Consider the following 15,141-nt stretch of genomic DNA (forward strand, 5'->3'; position numbering starts at 1 on the left):
ATGGGGATGATCGGTTTCGACAGCGGCTGTCGAAGCAGGGGAAGCGAGCCGAGGAAGCGGCAATGATCTCGTTAACCATATGTCGCAACCAATAATCGCCAACACCAAGCGCGATTCCTTCGCCCTCGCTGCCTAAGTAGCGACTTGCGAAGTGTCAGCCCGGGGCTGTTCCCGACCCGGATCCTGGCATCGACTAGGGAACTAAACCACTAGACCCGGTCACGGGGTGTAGTGGGAAATCAAACAGTGACTGAGCCCGTCGGAGACTTGTCCGCGTGATCTCCGGGGCCGAGAAAATCACAGCGGACTGCGCTCGGAGAAGCCCTGATTCCGCACCGTTGGACGCGGGTTCGATTCCCGCCATCTCCACTCATCCCATGTACGACGAAGGGCCCCGCCACCACGGCGGGGCCCTTCGTCGTGTCTGCGGCCCGTGATCAGCCGAGCCGGTGTTCCCAGCGCAGTGCGGCGGGCCGGTCGTCGATCCAGTACGTATGCGAGCGGGGGGTGACGCGGAGCCGCACGGTGGTGATATCGGGACGTTCGGCGTCCTGCCAGGCGAGTAGCGTCCGCTCGATGTCATCCCACAGCGCCACCGGGCCGCCTTGCCGGACGGTCCAGCCGGAGCCGTTCTCGGTGAACGCGGCGAAGGACTCGCGGTCGGCAGGTGATGGTCAGCCGATGTCCAGGACCGCCTTGCCGTGGAGGCGGCGGTCCAGGAGGGCGGTGACGGCCTCTTCGGCTCGGTCCCAGCCGCCGCGCCAGGCGATCTGGGGGTCGAGGTCGCCCGTCGCGACGCGTTCCGCGAGCCAGCCGAGGTCCGGGCCGATGTCGGGGCGGTCGAGGAGGTAGAAGGTGACGATGGAGCGGTTGTGGCGGCCCTCGTTGCCGTAGAGGGCGCCGAACGGGAAGGTCTCGGGCTGGCCCGTGACATGACCGACGGAGACCAGGGTGCCGTGCGCGGCGAGCTTGTCGTACGCGGCGACCAGCTGTGGTCCGCCGACCATGTCCACCACTCCGTGCACCGGCTCGCCGACCTCCTCCGGCTTCGCGATCACCTCATGCGCGCCGAGCGCCCGTAGGTCGTCGCCGTGGGCGGCGGGGTCGCCGGTGGTGGCGATGACGTACGCGCCGCCGAGCCGGGCGAGCTGGACGGCGTACCGGCCGACCCCGCCGGTGGCGCCCTGACCAGGATGCGCCGGCCGAGGGTGTCGCCGATCCGGCGCAGTGCGCGCAGGGCGCTGCCGCCCGCGACCGGGATGGTGCTGATCGCGCCGGGATCGGCACCGGCGGGCGGGAGGCCGAGCATTCCGGTGTCCACCGCGCGCAGCTCCGCCCAGCCGCCGTCCGCGCCCAGGGTGACGACGGGGGTTCCGGCGGCCGGTCCCGAGCCGTCGGCGGCCGCGCGCTCGACCACTCCGGCGGCGTCCCAGCCCAGCACGGTGCCGTCGGGGGCCTCGGTCCGGTGGGCGACCTCGCCGTAGTTGAGGGAGGTGGCGGTCACCCGGACCAGGGCTTGGTGGGAGGCGGGTTCGGGGTCGGCGGCTTCGCCGATGCGGAGGCCGGAGGGGGAGGAGTGGTCAACGAGCAGGGCGCGCATGGCGGTTCGCCTTTCCGGTGAATGATGGCGACATCAGTTATGCCACTGAGTGGCAAACGCGTGCAAGTGGCATCGTCGATGACGGCTACACTTTTCGCCGTGACTGCCGCTCCCAACTCCTCACTGCGCGAACGCAAGAAGCGGCGCACCCGTCAGACGCTGATAGACACCGCGCTGGAGCTGTTCACCCGGCGCGGCTTCGGCGGGGTGACGCTGGATGAGCTGTGCGAGGAGGTGGAGGTCTCCAAGCGCACCTTCTTCCGCACCTTCACCAGCAAGGAAGATGTCGCGATGGCCCCCGACCAGGACCTGTGGCGGGCCTTCCTGGAGGAGCTGGAGACCGCGGACCCGGCCGGGCTGCCGGTGGTGGAGCTGGGGCGGGACGCGCTGCTGGCCGCGCTGGCGCGGATGGACGACGAGGGCTGGGCCCGCCGGTTGCTGCTCAGCCGGCGGCTGGCCGAGCGGACGCCCTCGATGGGCGCGCACGGTTTGCAGTTCTGCGAGGCCACCACGCAGGAGGCGCTGGCGATCCTCCGCCGACGGTTCGGCCTCGGCGCGCCGGGCGACCTCCGGCCGCGGCTGGCCGTGGACATGCTGGTCGCCGCGTTCCACGGGGCGCTGGCGAGCTGGGTGGCGCGGGCGGATGAGGCCGACGCGGCGGTTGGCGCGGGCCGTACCGAGCCGCCCACCGCCGGGGAACTGGCCGACCGCCTCCGCGAGGCCGTCGCCGCCCTCCCCGCGAGCCTCGCCCTGACGGCCGCGGATGGCGGGGACGGCGGTTCCGGCGGGGACGGCGGTTGATGTTCGGGCCTTGGCGCCCGTGGATGGCCCTGCGGCTTCGCGCGGCCTGCCGGCGGCCCGCCGACGCCCCGCGCGGTCGATGGGTGACGCCCCACGTCGGCCTGCCCTTGGGCCCGCGCTCCGCGCCGACGGCGGCTGATGGCAGCCGGGCCAGGCCGCCTGCGGTCGGCCCAGCTGCGGCATGGGTGGGGCCGGGTCGGCCCGGACCCACCCGCACCCGGCGCAGCTTGCCCGCCCACGGCGGTGACCCCCCGCCCCGGGGCCGCGCCCCCCGCCCCGCGGGCGGTGGTCAGCTGAAGGTGATCACCAGGCCGAAGCCGAAGAAGATCGTGCCGCCCAGGGTCAGGCCCGCCGCCGGGCCGAGTATGTGGCGTCGCATCCATACCCGGGCCTTCTGCGACTCGCCCGGGAGGTACCTCACGTCCACCCTCCGGCCGGTCGCCAGGCCCAGGCCGACGCCCTGGATCGCGGTGGTGAACTCCACCATGTAGCCCTGGTGGTCGTGGAACCGGATGACCGGCGTCTGGGTCGGGTGCCGGTTCCGCTCCCGGCGGTCCACGACGTTGGCGACCACCACGCCCTCCGTACGGACTCCCTCGCGGCGCAGCCGTCGCACCAGCCGGGCATCGCGGACGGCGCAGGCGTAGAGCAACAATCCGACCGCGACGCACAGCAGATCGGCTCCGGGCACGGCCATCGGTGGTTCGCCTCTCGTCGTGTTCGGTTCCCCCTTCTGACACAGGGGACGCGGTGATCCGGAACTTCGGTTGCCACCTTCGGGCGCTCTGTCGCGAAGGGGCGGGGTGCGGGATCCTCCCGTGGCATGAGGAGACCTGTGAATCGTCGTGCGCGCGCCTGGAGCTGGCCCCTCGTCATCGGGCTGGTCTGTACTCTCACCTGGAGCTCACCTGCCGGTGCCGACGCCTCCCGCGCCGCCGACGCCTCCCGCGCCGGGATCGGCGACGCCATCGACACCATCCTCGCCGACCCCCTCCTGAAGGGCGGCGCGGCCGGGGTCGTGGTCGCCGACGCCGACTCCGGTGCCGTGCTCTACCGGCACCGGCCCGACGACCGGCTGATGCCCGCCTCCAACACCAAGCTGTTCACCTCGGCCGCCGCCATGGGGCTGCTCGGCCCCGACCACCGCTTCCGCACCGATGTGCTGACCGACGGCGCCCGCCGCGGGCACACCCTCCGGGGCGATCTCTACCTTCGCGGCACCGGCGACCCCACGATGCTCGCCGGGGACTACGACCGCCTCGCGAAGGGCGTCGCCGACGCGGGGATCACCAAGGTCAGCGGGCGGCTGATCGCCGATGACACCCGCTTCGACGCCCAGCGGGTGGGCCGCTCCTGGGCGGCCGACGACGAGTCCTCGTACTACGCGGCGCAGATCTCCGCGCTGACCCTCGCCCCCGACACCGACTACGACGCGGGCAGCGTCATCGTGGAGGTCACCCCGGGCGCGGCGGCCGGCGACCGGCCGAAGGTCACCGTCACACCGCCGAACGCGTACGTACGGATCGACAACCGCGCGACCACCGGAAGCGGCACCGGAAGCGGCAGCCTCACCTTCGAGCGGCAGCACGGCTCCAACACCATCACCGTCAGCGGCGCCCTCCCGGCCGGGTCGGCGACCGCCAAGGAGTGGGTGAGCGTCTGGGAGCCCACCGGCTACGCCACCTCGGTCTTCGCCGACGCCCTCGAACGGCACGGCGTCCGCGTGGCCGGGCCCACCCGCCTGGGCCTGGCCGCCCCGGCGGACGCCCAAGAGCTCGCCTCGCACCGCTCCATGCCGCTCAAGGAACTGCTCATCCCCTTCATGAAGCTGTCCAACAACATCCACGCCGAGGCCCTCACCAAGGCCATCGGCTATGCGACGGCCGGGCGCGGCACCTGGGACGCGGGGCTCGCCGCCATCGCCGACTGGCTGAAGAAGCAGGGCGTGGACACCGGCGCGGTGCGCCAGGTGGACGGCTCCGGGCTGTCCCGGATGGACAACATCGCGGCCGGGCGCCTCACCGAACTGCTGCTGTCGGTGCGCGACGAGCCCTGGGACGCCGACTGGTACGCCTCGCTGCCGGTGGCCTGCGCCCCAGACCGGTTCGTGGGCGGCACCCTGCGTACGCGGATGTGCTCCACCCCGGCGGCCGGGAACGCGCGCGGCAAGACCGGCTCCCTGACCGGCGCCTCCGCGCTCTCCGGCTATGTCACCGACGCGGACGGCAGGGAGCTGGTCTACAGCGTCGTCCTCAACAACTACCTCGCCCCGTCCGTGAAGAACCTGGAGGACGCGATCGTGGTGACGCTCGCGAAGTCCGGCGAGGGCCATGCGGAGGCGGTGCGGCCCCGTGCCGTACGGGGTGCCGCGGCCGCCACGGCCGACGCCGGACGCGAATGCTCCTGGGTCAAGCCCCGGCGTTGCTGAGGTCAGGCCCCGCCGCTGGTGAGGGCAGGCCCCGGAACTGCTGAGGCCAAGCCCCAGCGCTGAGCTGAGGTCAGGCCCCGCCGCCGCCAGGCGGAAGCCGCACCGTCAGCACCGCCGTCCCCGCCGCCGCCTCCGCGGACGGCCCGCCGGCCACCTCCAGCCGCCATGGCGCCGAGGTGCCGACGGCCTCGGCGCGCAGCACCGCCCCGTCCCGGACGACGGTGAAGGTGGCGGCCGTCGTGCCGTCCGGGCGGGGCACCCGCACCGTGACCGGGCCCGCCGCCGGTTCGTACACCCGCAGCGTGACCCCGTCCGCCCAGTCCGCGTCGGGGCGGTCGTCGGCCGCGCCGAACGGGATCACCGCGCCGGGGCGGGCCAGCAGCGGGACGCTGCGGAAGCCGTGGGTCTCGCGCACCCAGCGCGGGCCGCGCACCGTCCGCCCGCTGGGCACATGCGTCCAGACGCCCTCGGGCACGTAGTACGTCACCTCGCCCTCGTCGTCGAAGACCGGGGCGACCAGCAGATCCCCGCCGAGCATGTACTGCCGCTCCAGACCCGCGCACCCGGGGTCGTCCGGGAACTCCAGGACCATGGCGCGCATCACCGGGACGCCCTCGGTGTGCGCCTGCCGCGCCGCCTCGTACAGATACGGCATCAGCCGCAGCTTCAGCCGGGTGAAGTGGCGCAGCACCTCGACCGACTCCTCGTCGAAGAGCCACGGCACCCGGTACGAGGACGAGCCGTGCAGTCTGCTGTGCGAGGACAGCAGCCCGAAGGCGATCCACCGTTTGAACAGGGCCGGGTCCGGGGTGCCCTCGAAACCGCCGATGTCATGGCTCCAGAAGCCGAAACCGGAGAGGCCCAGCGAGAGCCCGCCGCGCAGCGATTCGGCCATCGCCTCGTAGGTGGACTCGCAGTCGCCGCCCCAGTGCACCGGGAACCGCTGGCCGCCCGCCGTGGCCGAGCGCGCGAAGACCACCGCCTCGCGCTCCCCGCGCCGCTCGCTCAGCGCCTCGTGGACGGTGCGGTTGTAGAGGTGGGTGTAGTAGTTGTGCATCCGCTCGGGGTCGGAGCCGTCCGCGTAGACCACGTCCAACGGCACCCGCTCGCCGAAGTCGGTCTTGAAGCAGTCCACGCCCATGTCCAGCAGCGCGGTCAGCTTGGCCGCGTACCAGGCGCGGGCGGCCGGGCTGGTGAAGTCCACCAGCGCCATGCCCGGCTGCCACAAGTCGCACTGCCACACCGACCCGTCCGGCCGCTTCAGCAGATGCCCGGCCGCCTTGCCCTCGGCGAAGAGCGGGGAGCGCTGGCCGATGTACGGATTGATCCAGACGGAGACCTTCAGCCCCCGTTCCCGCAGCCGCCGCAGCATGCCCTCCGGGTCGGGGAAGACCCGGGGATCCCAGGTGAAGTCGCACCACTGGTACTCGCGCATCCAGAAGCAGTCGAAGTGGAAGACGGACAGCGGCAGCGCGCGCTCCGCCATGCCGTCCACGAAGCCGGTGACGGTCTCCTCGTCGTAGGAGGTGGTGAAGGAAGTGGACAGCCACAGCCCGAAGGACCACGCGGGCGGCAGCGCGGGGCGGCCGGTGAGCGCGGTGTAGCGGCGCAGGATGTCCTTGGGGGTGGGCCCGTGGATGACGTAGTACGTGAGCTCCTGGTCCTCGGCGCTGAACTGGATCCGGGAGACCGCCTCCGAGCCGACCTCGAAGGAGACCCGTCCCGGGTGGTCCACGAAGACGCCGTAGCCCGCGTCGGTGAGGAGGAACGGGACGTTCTTGTACGCCTGCTCGGTGGCAGTGCCGCCGTCGGCGTTCCAGATGTCGACGGCCTGGCCGTTCCTCACCAGCGGGCCGAAGCGCTCGCCGAGGCCGTAGACGAAGGTGCCGACCCGCAGCGCGAGCCGTTCGCGCAGGTGGTGGCCGCCGTCGGCGGTCTCCATGATGCCCATGTCCTTGACGCCGCTGCTGGTGAGCGTCTGCCCGGCGGCCTCGAAGTCCATCCGCCAGGGCCCGGTGCGGGCGAAGCGCACCGAGAGCGCGCCCGAGGTGAGCCGGGCCTCCCCGTCGTCACAGCGCACCTCGGCGTCGTACGTCTCGTGGGCGATCTCGAACGACGGGCCGCGCTCGACCCCGCCCGCGAAGTGGGTGATCCGGACGGCGATCACATCGGGCATGGGGGCGGTGCAGGTCAGGGTGAGGGCGGGGCCCTTGAGCAGATCGCCGCGGTGGCGTACGGGATGGGTGGGGGCGTGGACGGTGAGGGTGCCGGGGCCGGTCTCCACGTCGAGCACCCCCTGGGGGTAGGCGGCGTGGACGCCCTCGCGCAGTCTCCAGTAGCCGTCGCTGAACTTCATGCGGGCCTCCTCGTCATTTGACCGCGCCCATGGCGATGCCACGGGTCAGGGTCCGCTGGAAGATCAGGAAGAAGCAGAACGCGGGGAGCACCCCCAGCAGGGCGGCCGCGTTGGTCATGGTGGCGTCCATCAGCCGCTGGCCCTGGAGGACGCCGAGCGCCACCGAGACCGTCTGGTTGTCGTTGGAGATCAGCATCACCAGGGGCAGCAGGAACTCGTTCCAGGTCCAGATGAAGAAGAAGACCAGCAGCACCCCGATGGTGGGGCGGCTGACCGGCACCACGACCCGCCACAACACCTGCCACTTGGTGGCGCCGTCGATCCGGGCCGCCTCGATGACCTCCCTGGGGAAGGCGCCGAGCACGGAGGAGAGCAGATAGGTGCCGAAGGCCGACTGGATCACGGTGAAGACGATGATCACGCTCAGCCGGGTGTCGTACAGGCCCACCTGCTTGGACAGGTAGTAGACGGGGTAGACCAGGGCCTCCTGCGGCAGCATGTTGGCCAGCACGAAGAAGGCCAGCACCCAGGGGCGGCCCCTGACTCGCCCGATGCCGATCGCATACGCGTTGAGCACCGACAGCAGCGCGGCGAGCACCGCCACCGAGCCGGAGATCAGCGCGGAGTTGAACAGCTTTTGGCCGAAGTCCACGCGCTGCCAGAAGTCCCTGAGGCCGTCGAGATGGATCCCCTCGGGCAGGCTCAGCGGGCCGTGCGCGGAGTAGTCGGTGGGCGATTTCACGGCGTTGAGGGCCACTACGAGGAAGGGCAGCACCATGAGGGCGGCGGCCACGATCAGCGCGGTCAGCACCGGGAAGCGGGCCGGGGCGCGTTGTCCCTTGACGGCGTTCACCGGTCCTCCGACGGCGTTCACCGGTCCCTTGACGGCGTTCACTGGTCCTCCGCCCGGGTTTGCAGGCGCAACGCCACCAGGGCCAGCGCCAGGATGATCACGGTGAGGGCGGTGGAGACCGCGGAGCCGTACCCGACCTGCGTCTTCTCGAAGAAGGACTGGAAGGAGAAGTACGAGGGGACGTTGGTGGCCCCACCCGGCCCGCCCTTGGTGAGCACATACACCGCGCCGAAGACCTTGAGCGCCGCGATGGTGCACCACAGCAGCACGACATAGATCTCCGGGCGGATCTGGGGCAGCGTCACATGCCAGAACCGCCGCCACCACGAGGCCCCGTCCAGCTCGGCCGCCTCGTGCAGGGACGGGTCGGCGCGCTGGAGCCCCGCCATGAAGACCACCAGCGGAAAGCCGAGCTGGACCCACACCATCACGGCCATCACGCTGTAGAGCGCGAAGTCCGGGTCGCCCAGCCAGTCATGGCGCAGCGAGTCGAACCCTACGGCGCCCAGCGCCTCGTTGAGCGCGCCGTTCTCCGGGGCGAGGATCCAGCTCCAGACGATTCCGGCCACCGCGATCGGCAGCACCTGCGGCAGATAGAAGCAGGCGCGCAGCACGCTCGCGGTGCGGGTGCCGATGTGTTTGGCGATGTAGTCGAAGAGCGCGGCGGCGAGCACCAGGCCGAGGGCGGTGGGGAGTACCGCCATCGCCACCACCATGGCCAGGCTGTGCCGGAAGGACTCCCAGAAGGCGGAGTCGTCCAGCAGCTCGCGGTAGTTGGCGAGCCCGGCCCACTTCGGGCTGCCCACCCCCTGCCAGTGGGTGAGGCTGATCCCGGTGTTCATCAGGAACGGGACGACGATGACGGCGAGGAAGGCCAGCGCGCCGGGGAGCAGGAACAGGGCGTACGGATACTCGCGGCGCCGCAGCGGCGGTGCCTTGCTGTGGGAGCTCATCGGGAGCTCATCCCTTCGGCGCGCCCGCGTCGTACGCCTTCTTCACCGCGTCCAGATAGGCGTCGGGCTTCGCGCTGCCGTTGATCAGCTTCTGGGTCTCGGAGACGAGGACGTCGTAGAAGCCGGGGACCGGCCAGTCGGGGTAGAAGGCCAGGCCGTCGCCGTCGGCGTAGCTGGTGAAGTCCTTGATCAGGGCCTTGGACTTGGGGTCGCTGATCGCCGAGGGGTCGGCGGCCACGGGCACTCCGCCGTTGTTGCCGAGGGTGTTCTGGATGCCCTTCTTCATCGTGATGTCGATGAAGTCGTAGGCGAGCTCCTTGTTCTTGGCGCCCTTGGGGACGACCCAGAGATTGCCGCCGGAGCCGAGGGTGAGCTTGGAGCCGGGGAAGGGGAAGGTGCCCCACTCGTCCTTCATCTCGGACTTGAAGCGGCCGAACCACCAGCTGCCGGAGAAGAACATCGGATACTTCCCCGCGATGAAGGCCGCGCCCGCGTCCTCGGCCTTGGCGCCGCTCGAGCTCTTGGCGATATAGCCCTTCTTCACCCAGTCGGCGAAGGTGGTGGCGCCATAGGTCCAGGCGGCGTCGTGGAAGTCCGGCTTGCCCTGGTACTGCTCGTAGGCGTCCACCCAGGAGCGGTCGGCCTTGGAGAGGGCGAGCTGGTAGACGTACTGGTGGGCGGGGTATTCGGCGCCCGCGCTCGCCAGCGGGGTGACGCCCTTGCCCTTGAACGCCTTCAGGGCGGCGGTGAACTCGTCGAAGGTGGTCGGGACCTTGATGTGGTGCTTGGTGAAGAGGGTCTTGTTGTAGAAGACCATCGTGTACTCGGCGTAGTTGGGGATCCCGTACCAGTTGCCGGAGCCCATCACGCCCTGGGCGTCATAGCGGCTGGTGGTGCGCACGCCGGAGCTGAGCGGCTTGTCCCAGCCGCGCTTGGTGACCTCGGGGGTGAGGTCGGTGAGCAGGCCCTGCTTGGAGAGCAGCCCGGTGGTGGCGTTGCCCTTGTTGTACTCCATCAGATCGGGCGCGTCACCGGAGTTGAGGACCATCGAGGCGGTCTTCTGGATCTGTTCGAAGCCCTTCTCCTCGACCTTCACCGTGACGCCCGGATGGCTCTTCTTGAACTCCTCGATCGCCTGCTTCCAGGCGATGCCCATGGCGCTGTTGGGCGCCTCGTAGTGCCACAGCTTGAGCGATTTGCCGTCCCCGGCCTCGTCCCCGCCGTCCCCGCAACCCGCGATGACCAGGGATGCCGCGAGCGCGGCCGCGATGGTGGCCACCGTTCGTTTCGTCCGTTTCCGTGCCGTCAACATCCGCTGCCTCCGGAGTGTTGGAAGGAAGGGCGCATGTGCAACGTTCGTCGAAGCGCTTCGATGGGGAGAGGTATACGAGGGGTGGTAGAGATATGTCAATGGCGTTGACAAAACGGGCGGGAGCAGGCGCACCCGAAAACGCTGTGGGTCTCAGCCCTTGTGGACCTGGCGCACCGTGCGGAGGAAGGCGCCCAGGACGCTCGGGACCGGGCCGAAGCGGTGGGCCAGGTGGAACTCCAGCCCGGCGGCGGCCGGTTCCAGCGGCAGCAGGGTCACCCCGACATGCCGGAAGCGCCGCATCCCCGCCGGTCCGATGCCGATGCCGAGACCGCAGGCGACCAGCCCCAGCAGGGTGTGCAGATTGTGCGCCTCATGCGCGATCCGCGGCTCGACCCCGGCGGCACGGCATACGGCCAGCGCCACATCGGCGGCGGCGGGCTCGGCCTGCCGCGAGGAGAGGATCAGCGGCTCGCTGTCCAGCGCCCGTACGGGCACGGCGGCGGCGCTGGTCAGCGGGTGGCCGGACGGCACCGCCGCCACCAGGGTCTCCCGGCCCAGCGGCAGGCTGGTCAGCCGCCGCCGGGCGGCCGCGGGCGGTGGGCCGCAGATGACCCCGGCGTCCAGGCTGCCGTCCAGCAGCGCCTCGATCTGCCGGGCGCTGGGGAGTTCCCGCAGCTCCAGCCGGACCTGAGGGCGGCGGGTCCGGAAGGCGGTGAGCACCTCGGGCAGTACGGCGGCCAGCGCGGTGCCGAGGAAGCCGATGGCGAGCGAACCGGTCTCACCCCGCCCGGCGTCGGCCGCGTCCCGTACGGCGAGGTCGAGGTGGTCCAGCACCTGCCGGGCCCGGGCCAGGAACGCCTCACCCGCGGCGGTGGGCCGCACCCCGTGCCCGGTGCGGTCGAAGAGCCGTACGCCCAGCTCGGTCTCCAGCGCCTTGATCTGTTGGGACAGCGGGGGCTGCCGGATGCCCAGCGCGGCGGCGGCGCGGCCGAAGTGGGCGTGCTCGGAGAGGGCGAGCGCGTAGCGGAGATGGCGCAGCTCCATAACGACCAAGCCTATATCTGATCGCGAATAATCCCTTTACCTCTCATATATCAAAGAGGAAAGTATCGTCGCGCCGGTGTTCGACTGGCCCGCATGAGCGAAACGCTGGAACACCGCGAGACGACGATCGAAGGCGTACGGCTGCACTGGGTGCGGGCGGCGGGGCCGGGAACCCCCGTCGTGCTGCTCCACGGCTGGCCGCAGACCTGGTACGCCTGGCGCAAGGTGATCCCCGAACTCGCCCGCCACCACGAGGTGTTCGCGGTGGACCTGCCGGGCCTGGGCGACTCGGGCTCCTCCCCGCGCGGCCACGGCGTCCGGATCGCCGCCGACCTGCTCGACGCCTGGCGTGCCGAGCTGGGCCTGGACCGGGTCCATGTCGTCGGCCACGACCTGGGCGGCCCCATCGGCTACGCGTGGGCCGCCGCCCACCCCGCCCCGGTCCGCAGCTTCACCCTGCTCGCCGTGCCACTGCACGGCTTCGGGCTGAGCGAACTGATCGCCCGCGCCGGGCTCTGGCACTTCGGCTTCTTCTCGGTGCCCGGCCTCGCGGAGCGGCTGGCGGAGGGCCGGGAGCGGATCCTGCTGGAGCACTTCTACGGGCATGCCCTGGAGGCCGGGGCCATCCGCCCCGCCGATGTCGACACCTATCTGCGCAGCTACACCCGCCCGGGCCGGCTGGCCAACGGCTTCGCGTACTACCGCAACGCCCCCGCCGATACCGCCGCCCTCACCGAACTCGCCCGCACCCCGCTCCCGATGCCCGCCCTGGCCGTCGGCTGCGGCCGGGCCGGCGGCCCGGCCCCCGTCCACAGCCTCGGCCAGGTCGCCCCGGCGACCCGCGGCGCCGTGATCGACGACAGCGGCCACTTCCTCCCCGAGGAACGCCCCGGCCCCCTGCTGTCTCTGCTCAGGCCCTTTCTGGCGGAGGCGGACGCGTCGGAGGGCGGTCCCCGCCGCTTTGGCGCTTCGGGGTGATCACCAAGCAGTGATCTGAAGCAGGTAGACCCGCTCATGCCGGGGAACCACCTGGCAGAAGAACATGCCGCCGGGCACGAGAACGTTCTCACCGCGCGGCGACGGCCCCTGGTACGCCGAACCGTCCAGATACAAGGCGGCCGCCGCACGGACCAGCTCGTCCGCCTTCTTCTCCACTTCGGCGATCAAAGCGGGCGGGGCGCCGCTCGCGACGTGGTCTTCGCTGGGGTCGTACTCCCAGGCCCAGCTCACGCGGTGGCCTGCCGGGCCTCGTTCACCACGGCCAGGAGTTCGTCCATGGCGGCCCGCCAGGTTGGGTCGTCCTTGTCGAGCGTGTGCACCGCGTGTTCGGCGTTACGCCGTCGTGCGGCCAGGTCCGGGCGGCGCTCGATCTCCACCTCGCCGGCCCAGATGGTCAGCCATTGGTGGATGGGGCCGAGGTTGTTGTGTTCGGCTGCCAAGGCGAACGCCTCGTTCTTCTGGGTTTCCATCTCGCCCAGCCGATGGGGAGCTACGCGGGCGAGCGCGAGGCGCAGGGATTCGGGAGTGCGCTCCGGCCGGGGGATGAGGCCCCCCGTGGGCGGCTCCATAGGGTGTGCGCTCATGCGGTCCTCCGGGCTGTTCGGTGTCCGTATGCACCGTACTGGCCATGACGGGGCCTGCGCGGCGAGCGGCGGCTTGTATGACGAATCCGGCCGATGGCGGGGACCCGCGTCGGCCGGGAGCGTCAGTCTCGCGACGGCCTGGGGTCGCGTGGCCGGGATGTCGGTTCGGCCGCGCGGGTGCGGTTCTGGGCTCGCAGTCGTCGGGCGAAGGCCGCGAGGGTGGTGAGCGGGGAGCGGCGGCGTGGTGGGGTGGTGCCGGGGCGGGGGACGACGGGGCGGGAGGCGAGGAAGAGGATCACGTCACTACGGTCCCGGGCCCGGCCGGGGGCGGTCCAACACCTGATCGGGGGCCATTCACGCATCTGTGTTGTCAATGGCGGCCGGGTGAGGATCGCGGGGCGCGTCGGTCACCATGTGCGGGTGAACCGGGACATCGAACCGCGCCTGCTGCGCGCCTTCACCGCCGTCGCCGACGAACTGCACTTCACCCGCGCCGCCGCCCGCCTCTACGTCGCCCAGCAGGCCCTCAGCCGTGACATCCGGCGCCTGGAGCGGGAGTTGGGCGCGGAGCTGTTCGTCCGTACCACCCGCCAGGTCGCCCTCACGGCCGCGGGTGAACGGCTGCTGCCGCACGCCCGGCGGGTGCTCCAGGCCCAGGACGATCTGGCGGCGGCCTTCAGCGGGGCCGAGCGCCGTCCGCTGCTCGTGGACGTGAGCGCCCCGGTGAGCACCGGATACCAGGTGCTGGCGGAGGCGCGGCGCCGCATCGGCCCCGAGACCGAGCTGGTGGCCCGCTTCCACAGCGGGCTGGCCGGGGCCGCCGCCGAACTCCTCGCCGGGCGCCTCGACGTCTCCTTCGGCCGGGCCCGCGGCCTTGACCCGGCCGTGCTCGCCCGGCTGGACCACCGGCTGATCCGCTATGAGCGCATCGCGGTGGTCCTGCGCGAGGACCACCCGCTGGCCCGGTTCGAGGAGATCCCGCTGGCCGCGCTCGCGGGCGAGACCCTGTACGCGGCGGCGGGCAACGACACCACCACCGAGTGGACGGACCTGGCCGCCCAGCTCTTCGCGGGGCGCGGGATCGCGATGGCGGAGCCGTTCCCGGAGATCGACGGGGACGAGGAGTTCATCCGGGTGGTGACCAAGCGCCGCTGGTCGGTGCTGGCGAGCGAGGTGTTCACCCACCTGCCCGGCGCGGTGCTGCGGCCCCTCGCCGAGCCCGTGCCGCTCTCGCCGGTCTCCATCGTGTGGCGCAAGGGCCTCGTCCACCCCGGACTGGACGCCCTCCACGCGGCGGCCCGCGCGCTCGCCACGACGTCCGGCTGGCTCCATCGCCCACCGGGCGCTTGGCTGCCGCGTCCTGAGGCGGACCATGGGGTGTCCGGCGGATCGTGAAGCCTGCGGCGGGCTGCTCCCCTCCCCGCCCCTTCCCACGACTGGGGCCCCGCCCCAGGCCCCGGGCCGGTGCTCCGCCCCTTCCCACGGCATCGATATGCGGCTCCGCCGCGTGGCGGGGCTCTCCGCCCCAGCCCTCGGGGTCCAGGGGCGAGGCCCCTGGTAGCGGGAAGGGGCGGGGAGGGGAAAGCATCGATATGCGGTTCTGCCGCGTGGTCCGCCGGATACTCCTAGAGGCGGATCGGCGGTGTGCGTCCGTCGCGTGCGCCGCTGCCGTCACCAGTCCGCTGTCGGAGGCGTGCTCTACGGTGGGGATCGTTCTGGCCCCTTCGGCCGAGCGAGTCCAGTGCGAGGAGAATCCGGAGTGACCCCTGAGCAACTGCGGTCCTTCTGCCTCTCCTTCAACGCGGTGGTGGAGGAGTTCCCTTTCTCCCGGCACCCGGAGGTCTCGACCTTCAAGGTGCTCGGCAAGATCTTCGCCCTGACGACGCTGGACGCGCGTCCGCTCACGGTGAATCTGAAGTGCGACCCGGCGGACGCGGGCCGGCTCCGCGAGGGGCACCCGGAGCTGATCGTCCCGGGCTGGCATATGAACAAGCGCCACTGGAACACGGTGACGGTCGACGGCGGCCTTCCGGACCGGCTGGTCCGGGAGCTCATCGAGGACTCCTACGACCTGGTGGTCGCGGGGCTGCCGAGGGCCGAGCGGCTCCGGCTCGACCGGCCATGAGAGTGCCGCGGTCGGCCTCGAGGGTGTCGCGGTCCTGGCTCTCGCGAGTATCGCGGTCCTGCGCGCTCCCAAGGTCCCGGGCCCCC

At 71.5% G+C, this 15,141-nt stretch carries 13 protein-coding genes, 1 other RNA gene and 2 pseudogenes; 6 read left to right on the top strand and 10 right to left on the bottom strand.

Features of this window, described 5'->3' with window-relative positions; genetic code table 11:
• The first annotated feature begins 2 nt into the window (after positions 1–2).
• Positions 3–372: a transfer-messenger RNA gene (ssrA, locus tag ACT2CW_RS31090) on the top strand.
• A 65-nt stretch (positions 373–437) separates the two neighbouring features.
• On the opposite strand, the pseudogene ACT2CW_RS31095 reads toward ssrA, so the two are convergent.
• Together ACT2CW_RS31095 and ACT2CW_RS31100 are read right to left on the bottom strand one after the other, a co-directional pair.
• Positions 438–662: pseudogene (locus tag ACT2CW_RS31095) on the bottom strand (ATP-grasp peptide maturase system methyltransferase); the annotation flags it as partial.
• Between the two features lie 12 nt (positions 663–674).
• Positions 675–1,600: pseudogene (locus ACT2CW_RS31100) on the bottom strand (zinc-binding dehydrogenase).
• 99 nt (positions 1,601–1,699) lie between these two features.
• Between ACT2CW_RS31100 and ACT2CW_RS31105 the strand changes: the two are divergent.
• Positions 1,700–2,401 (top strand): TetR/AcrR family transcriptional regulator, encoded by a 702-nt coding sequence (locus ACT2CW_RS31105; RefSeq protein WP_445519045.1) that lies wholly within the window; start codon positions 1,700–1,702, stop codon positions 2,399–2,401.
• A gap of 289 nt (positions 2,402–2,690) precedes the next feature.
• On the opposite strand, the gene ACT2CW_RS31110 is transcribed toward ACT2CW_RS31105, so the two are convergent.
• Complete coding sequence (locus ACT2CW_RS31110; protein WP_445519046.1) at positions 2,691–3,098, bottom strand: DUF3592 domain-containing protein; 408 nt, start codon at positions 3,096–3,098, stop codon at positions 2,691–2,693.
• 126 nt (positions 3,099–3,224) lie between these two features.
• On the opposite strand from ACT2CW_RS31110, the gene dacB reads away from it, so the two are divergent.
• Positions 3,225–4,829: a D-alanyl-D-alanine carboxypeptidase/D-alanyl-D-alanine endopeptidase gene (gene dacB / locus ACT2CW_RS31115; protein WP_445519047.1), complete on the top strand. Its 1,605-nt coding sequence runs from the start codon at positions 3,225–3,227 to the stop codon at positions 4,827–4,829.
• A gap of 70 nt (positions 4,830–4,899) precedes the next feature.
• On the opposite strand, the gene yicI is transcribed toward dacB, so the two are convergent.
• The 5 genes from yicI to ACT2CW_RS31140 form a co-directional block, all read right to left on the bottom strand.
• A complete protein-coding gene (gene yicI / locus ACT2CW_RS31120) occupies positions 4,900–7,185 on the bottom strand; it encodes an alpha-xylosidase (protein WP_445519048.1) in 2,286 nt (761 codons plus the stop codon).
• A 13-nt stretch (positions 7,186–7,198) separates the two neighbouring features.
• Positions 7,199–7,963, bottom strand: a complete 765-nt coding sequence (locus ACT2CW_RS31125) for a carbohydrate ABC transporter permease (protein ID WP_445519207.1) — start codon at positions 7,961–7,963, stop codon at positions 7,199–7,201.
• Positions 7,964–8,076: 113 nt separating this feature from the next.
• Positions 8,077–8,991, bottom strand: a complete 915-nt coding sequence (locus ACT2CW_RS31130) for a carbohydrate ABC transporter permease (RefSeq protein WP_445519049.1) — start codon at positions 8,989–8,991, stop codon at positions 8,077–8,079.
• A 7-nt stretch (positions 8,992–8,998) separates the two neighbouring features.
• The gene (locus ACT2CW_RS31135) at positions 8,999–10,303 is read right to left on the bottom strand and encodes an ABC transporter substrate-binding protein (protein ID WP_164435313.1); all 1,305 of its coding nucleotides are present in this window, start codon (positions 10,301–10,303) and stop codon (positions 8,999–9,001) included.
• A gap of 150 nt (positions 10,304–10,453) precedes the next feature.
• Positions 10,454–11,347: a LysR family transcriptional regulator gene (locus tag ACT2CW_RS31140; protein ID WP_182471306.1), complete on the bottom strand. Its 894-nt coding sequence runs from the start codon at positions 11,345–11,347 to the stop codon at positions 10,454–10,456.
• Between the two features lie 93 nt (positions 11,348–11,440).
• Here ACT2CW_RS31140 and ACT2CW_RS31145 point away from each other — a divergent pair, with 93 nt between their 5' ends.
• On the top strand, positions 11,441–12,325 hold the full coding sequence (locus ACT2CW_RS31145) for an alpha/beta fold hydrolase (protein ID WP_445519050.1): 885 nt from the start codon (positions 11,441–11,443) through the stop codon (positions 12,323–12,325).
• Here ACT2CW_RS31145 and ACT2CW_RS31150 read toward each other — a convergent pair whose 3' ends face one another.
• Both ACT2CW_RS31150 and ACT2CW_RS31155 read right to left on the bottom strand, forming a co-directional pair.
• The gene (locus ACT2CW_RS31150) at positions 12,326–12,577 is read right to left on the bottom strand and encodes a hypothetical protein (RefSeq protein ID WP_164435316.1); all 252 of its coding nucleotides are present in this window, start codon (positions 12,575–12,577) and stop codon (positions 12,326–12,328) included.
• A complete protein-coding gene (locus tag ACT2CW_RS31155) occupies positions 12,574–12,930 on the bottom strand; it encodes a hypothetical protein (RefSeq protein ID WP_164435317.1) in 357 nt (118 codons plus the stop codon). Before ACT2CW_RS31155 ends, ACT2CW_RS31150 begins: the two co-directional genes overlap by 4 nt.
• A gap of 420 nt (positions 12,931–13,350) precedes the next feature.
• Between ACT2CW_RS31155 and ACT2CW_RS31160 the strand changes: the two genes are divergently transcribed.
• The gene (locus ACT2CW_RS31160) at positions 13,351–14,325 is read left to right on the top strand and encodes a LysR family transcriptional regulator (protein WP_445519051.1); all 975 of its coding nucleotides are present in this window, start codon (positions 13,351–13,353) and stop codon (positions 14,323–14,325) included.
• 364 nt (positions 14,326–14,689) lie between these two features.
• Positions 14,690–15,055, top strand: a complete 366-nt coding sequence (locus tag ACT2CW_RS31165) for an MmcQ/YjbR family DNA-binding protein (protein WP_037954790.1) — start codon at positions 14,690–14,692, stop codon at positions 15,053–15,055.
• Positions 15,056–15,141: the final 86 nt, after the last annotated feature.

The sequence above is a fragment of the Streptomyces sp. NEAU-174 genome (assembly GCF_052665095.1).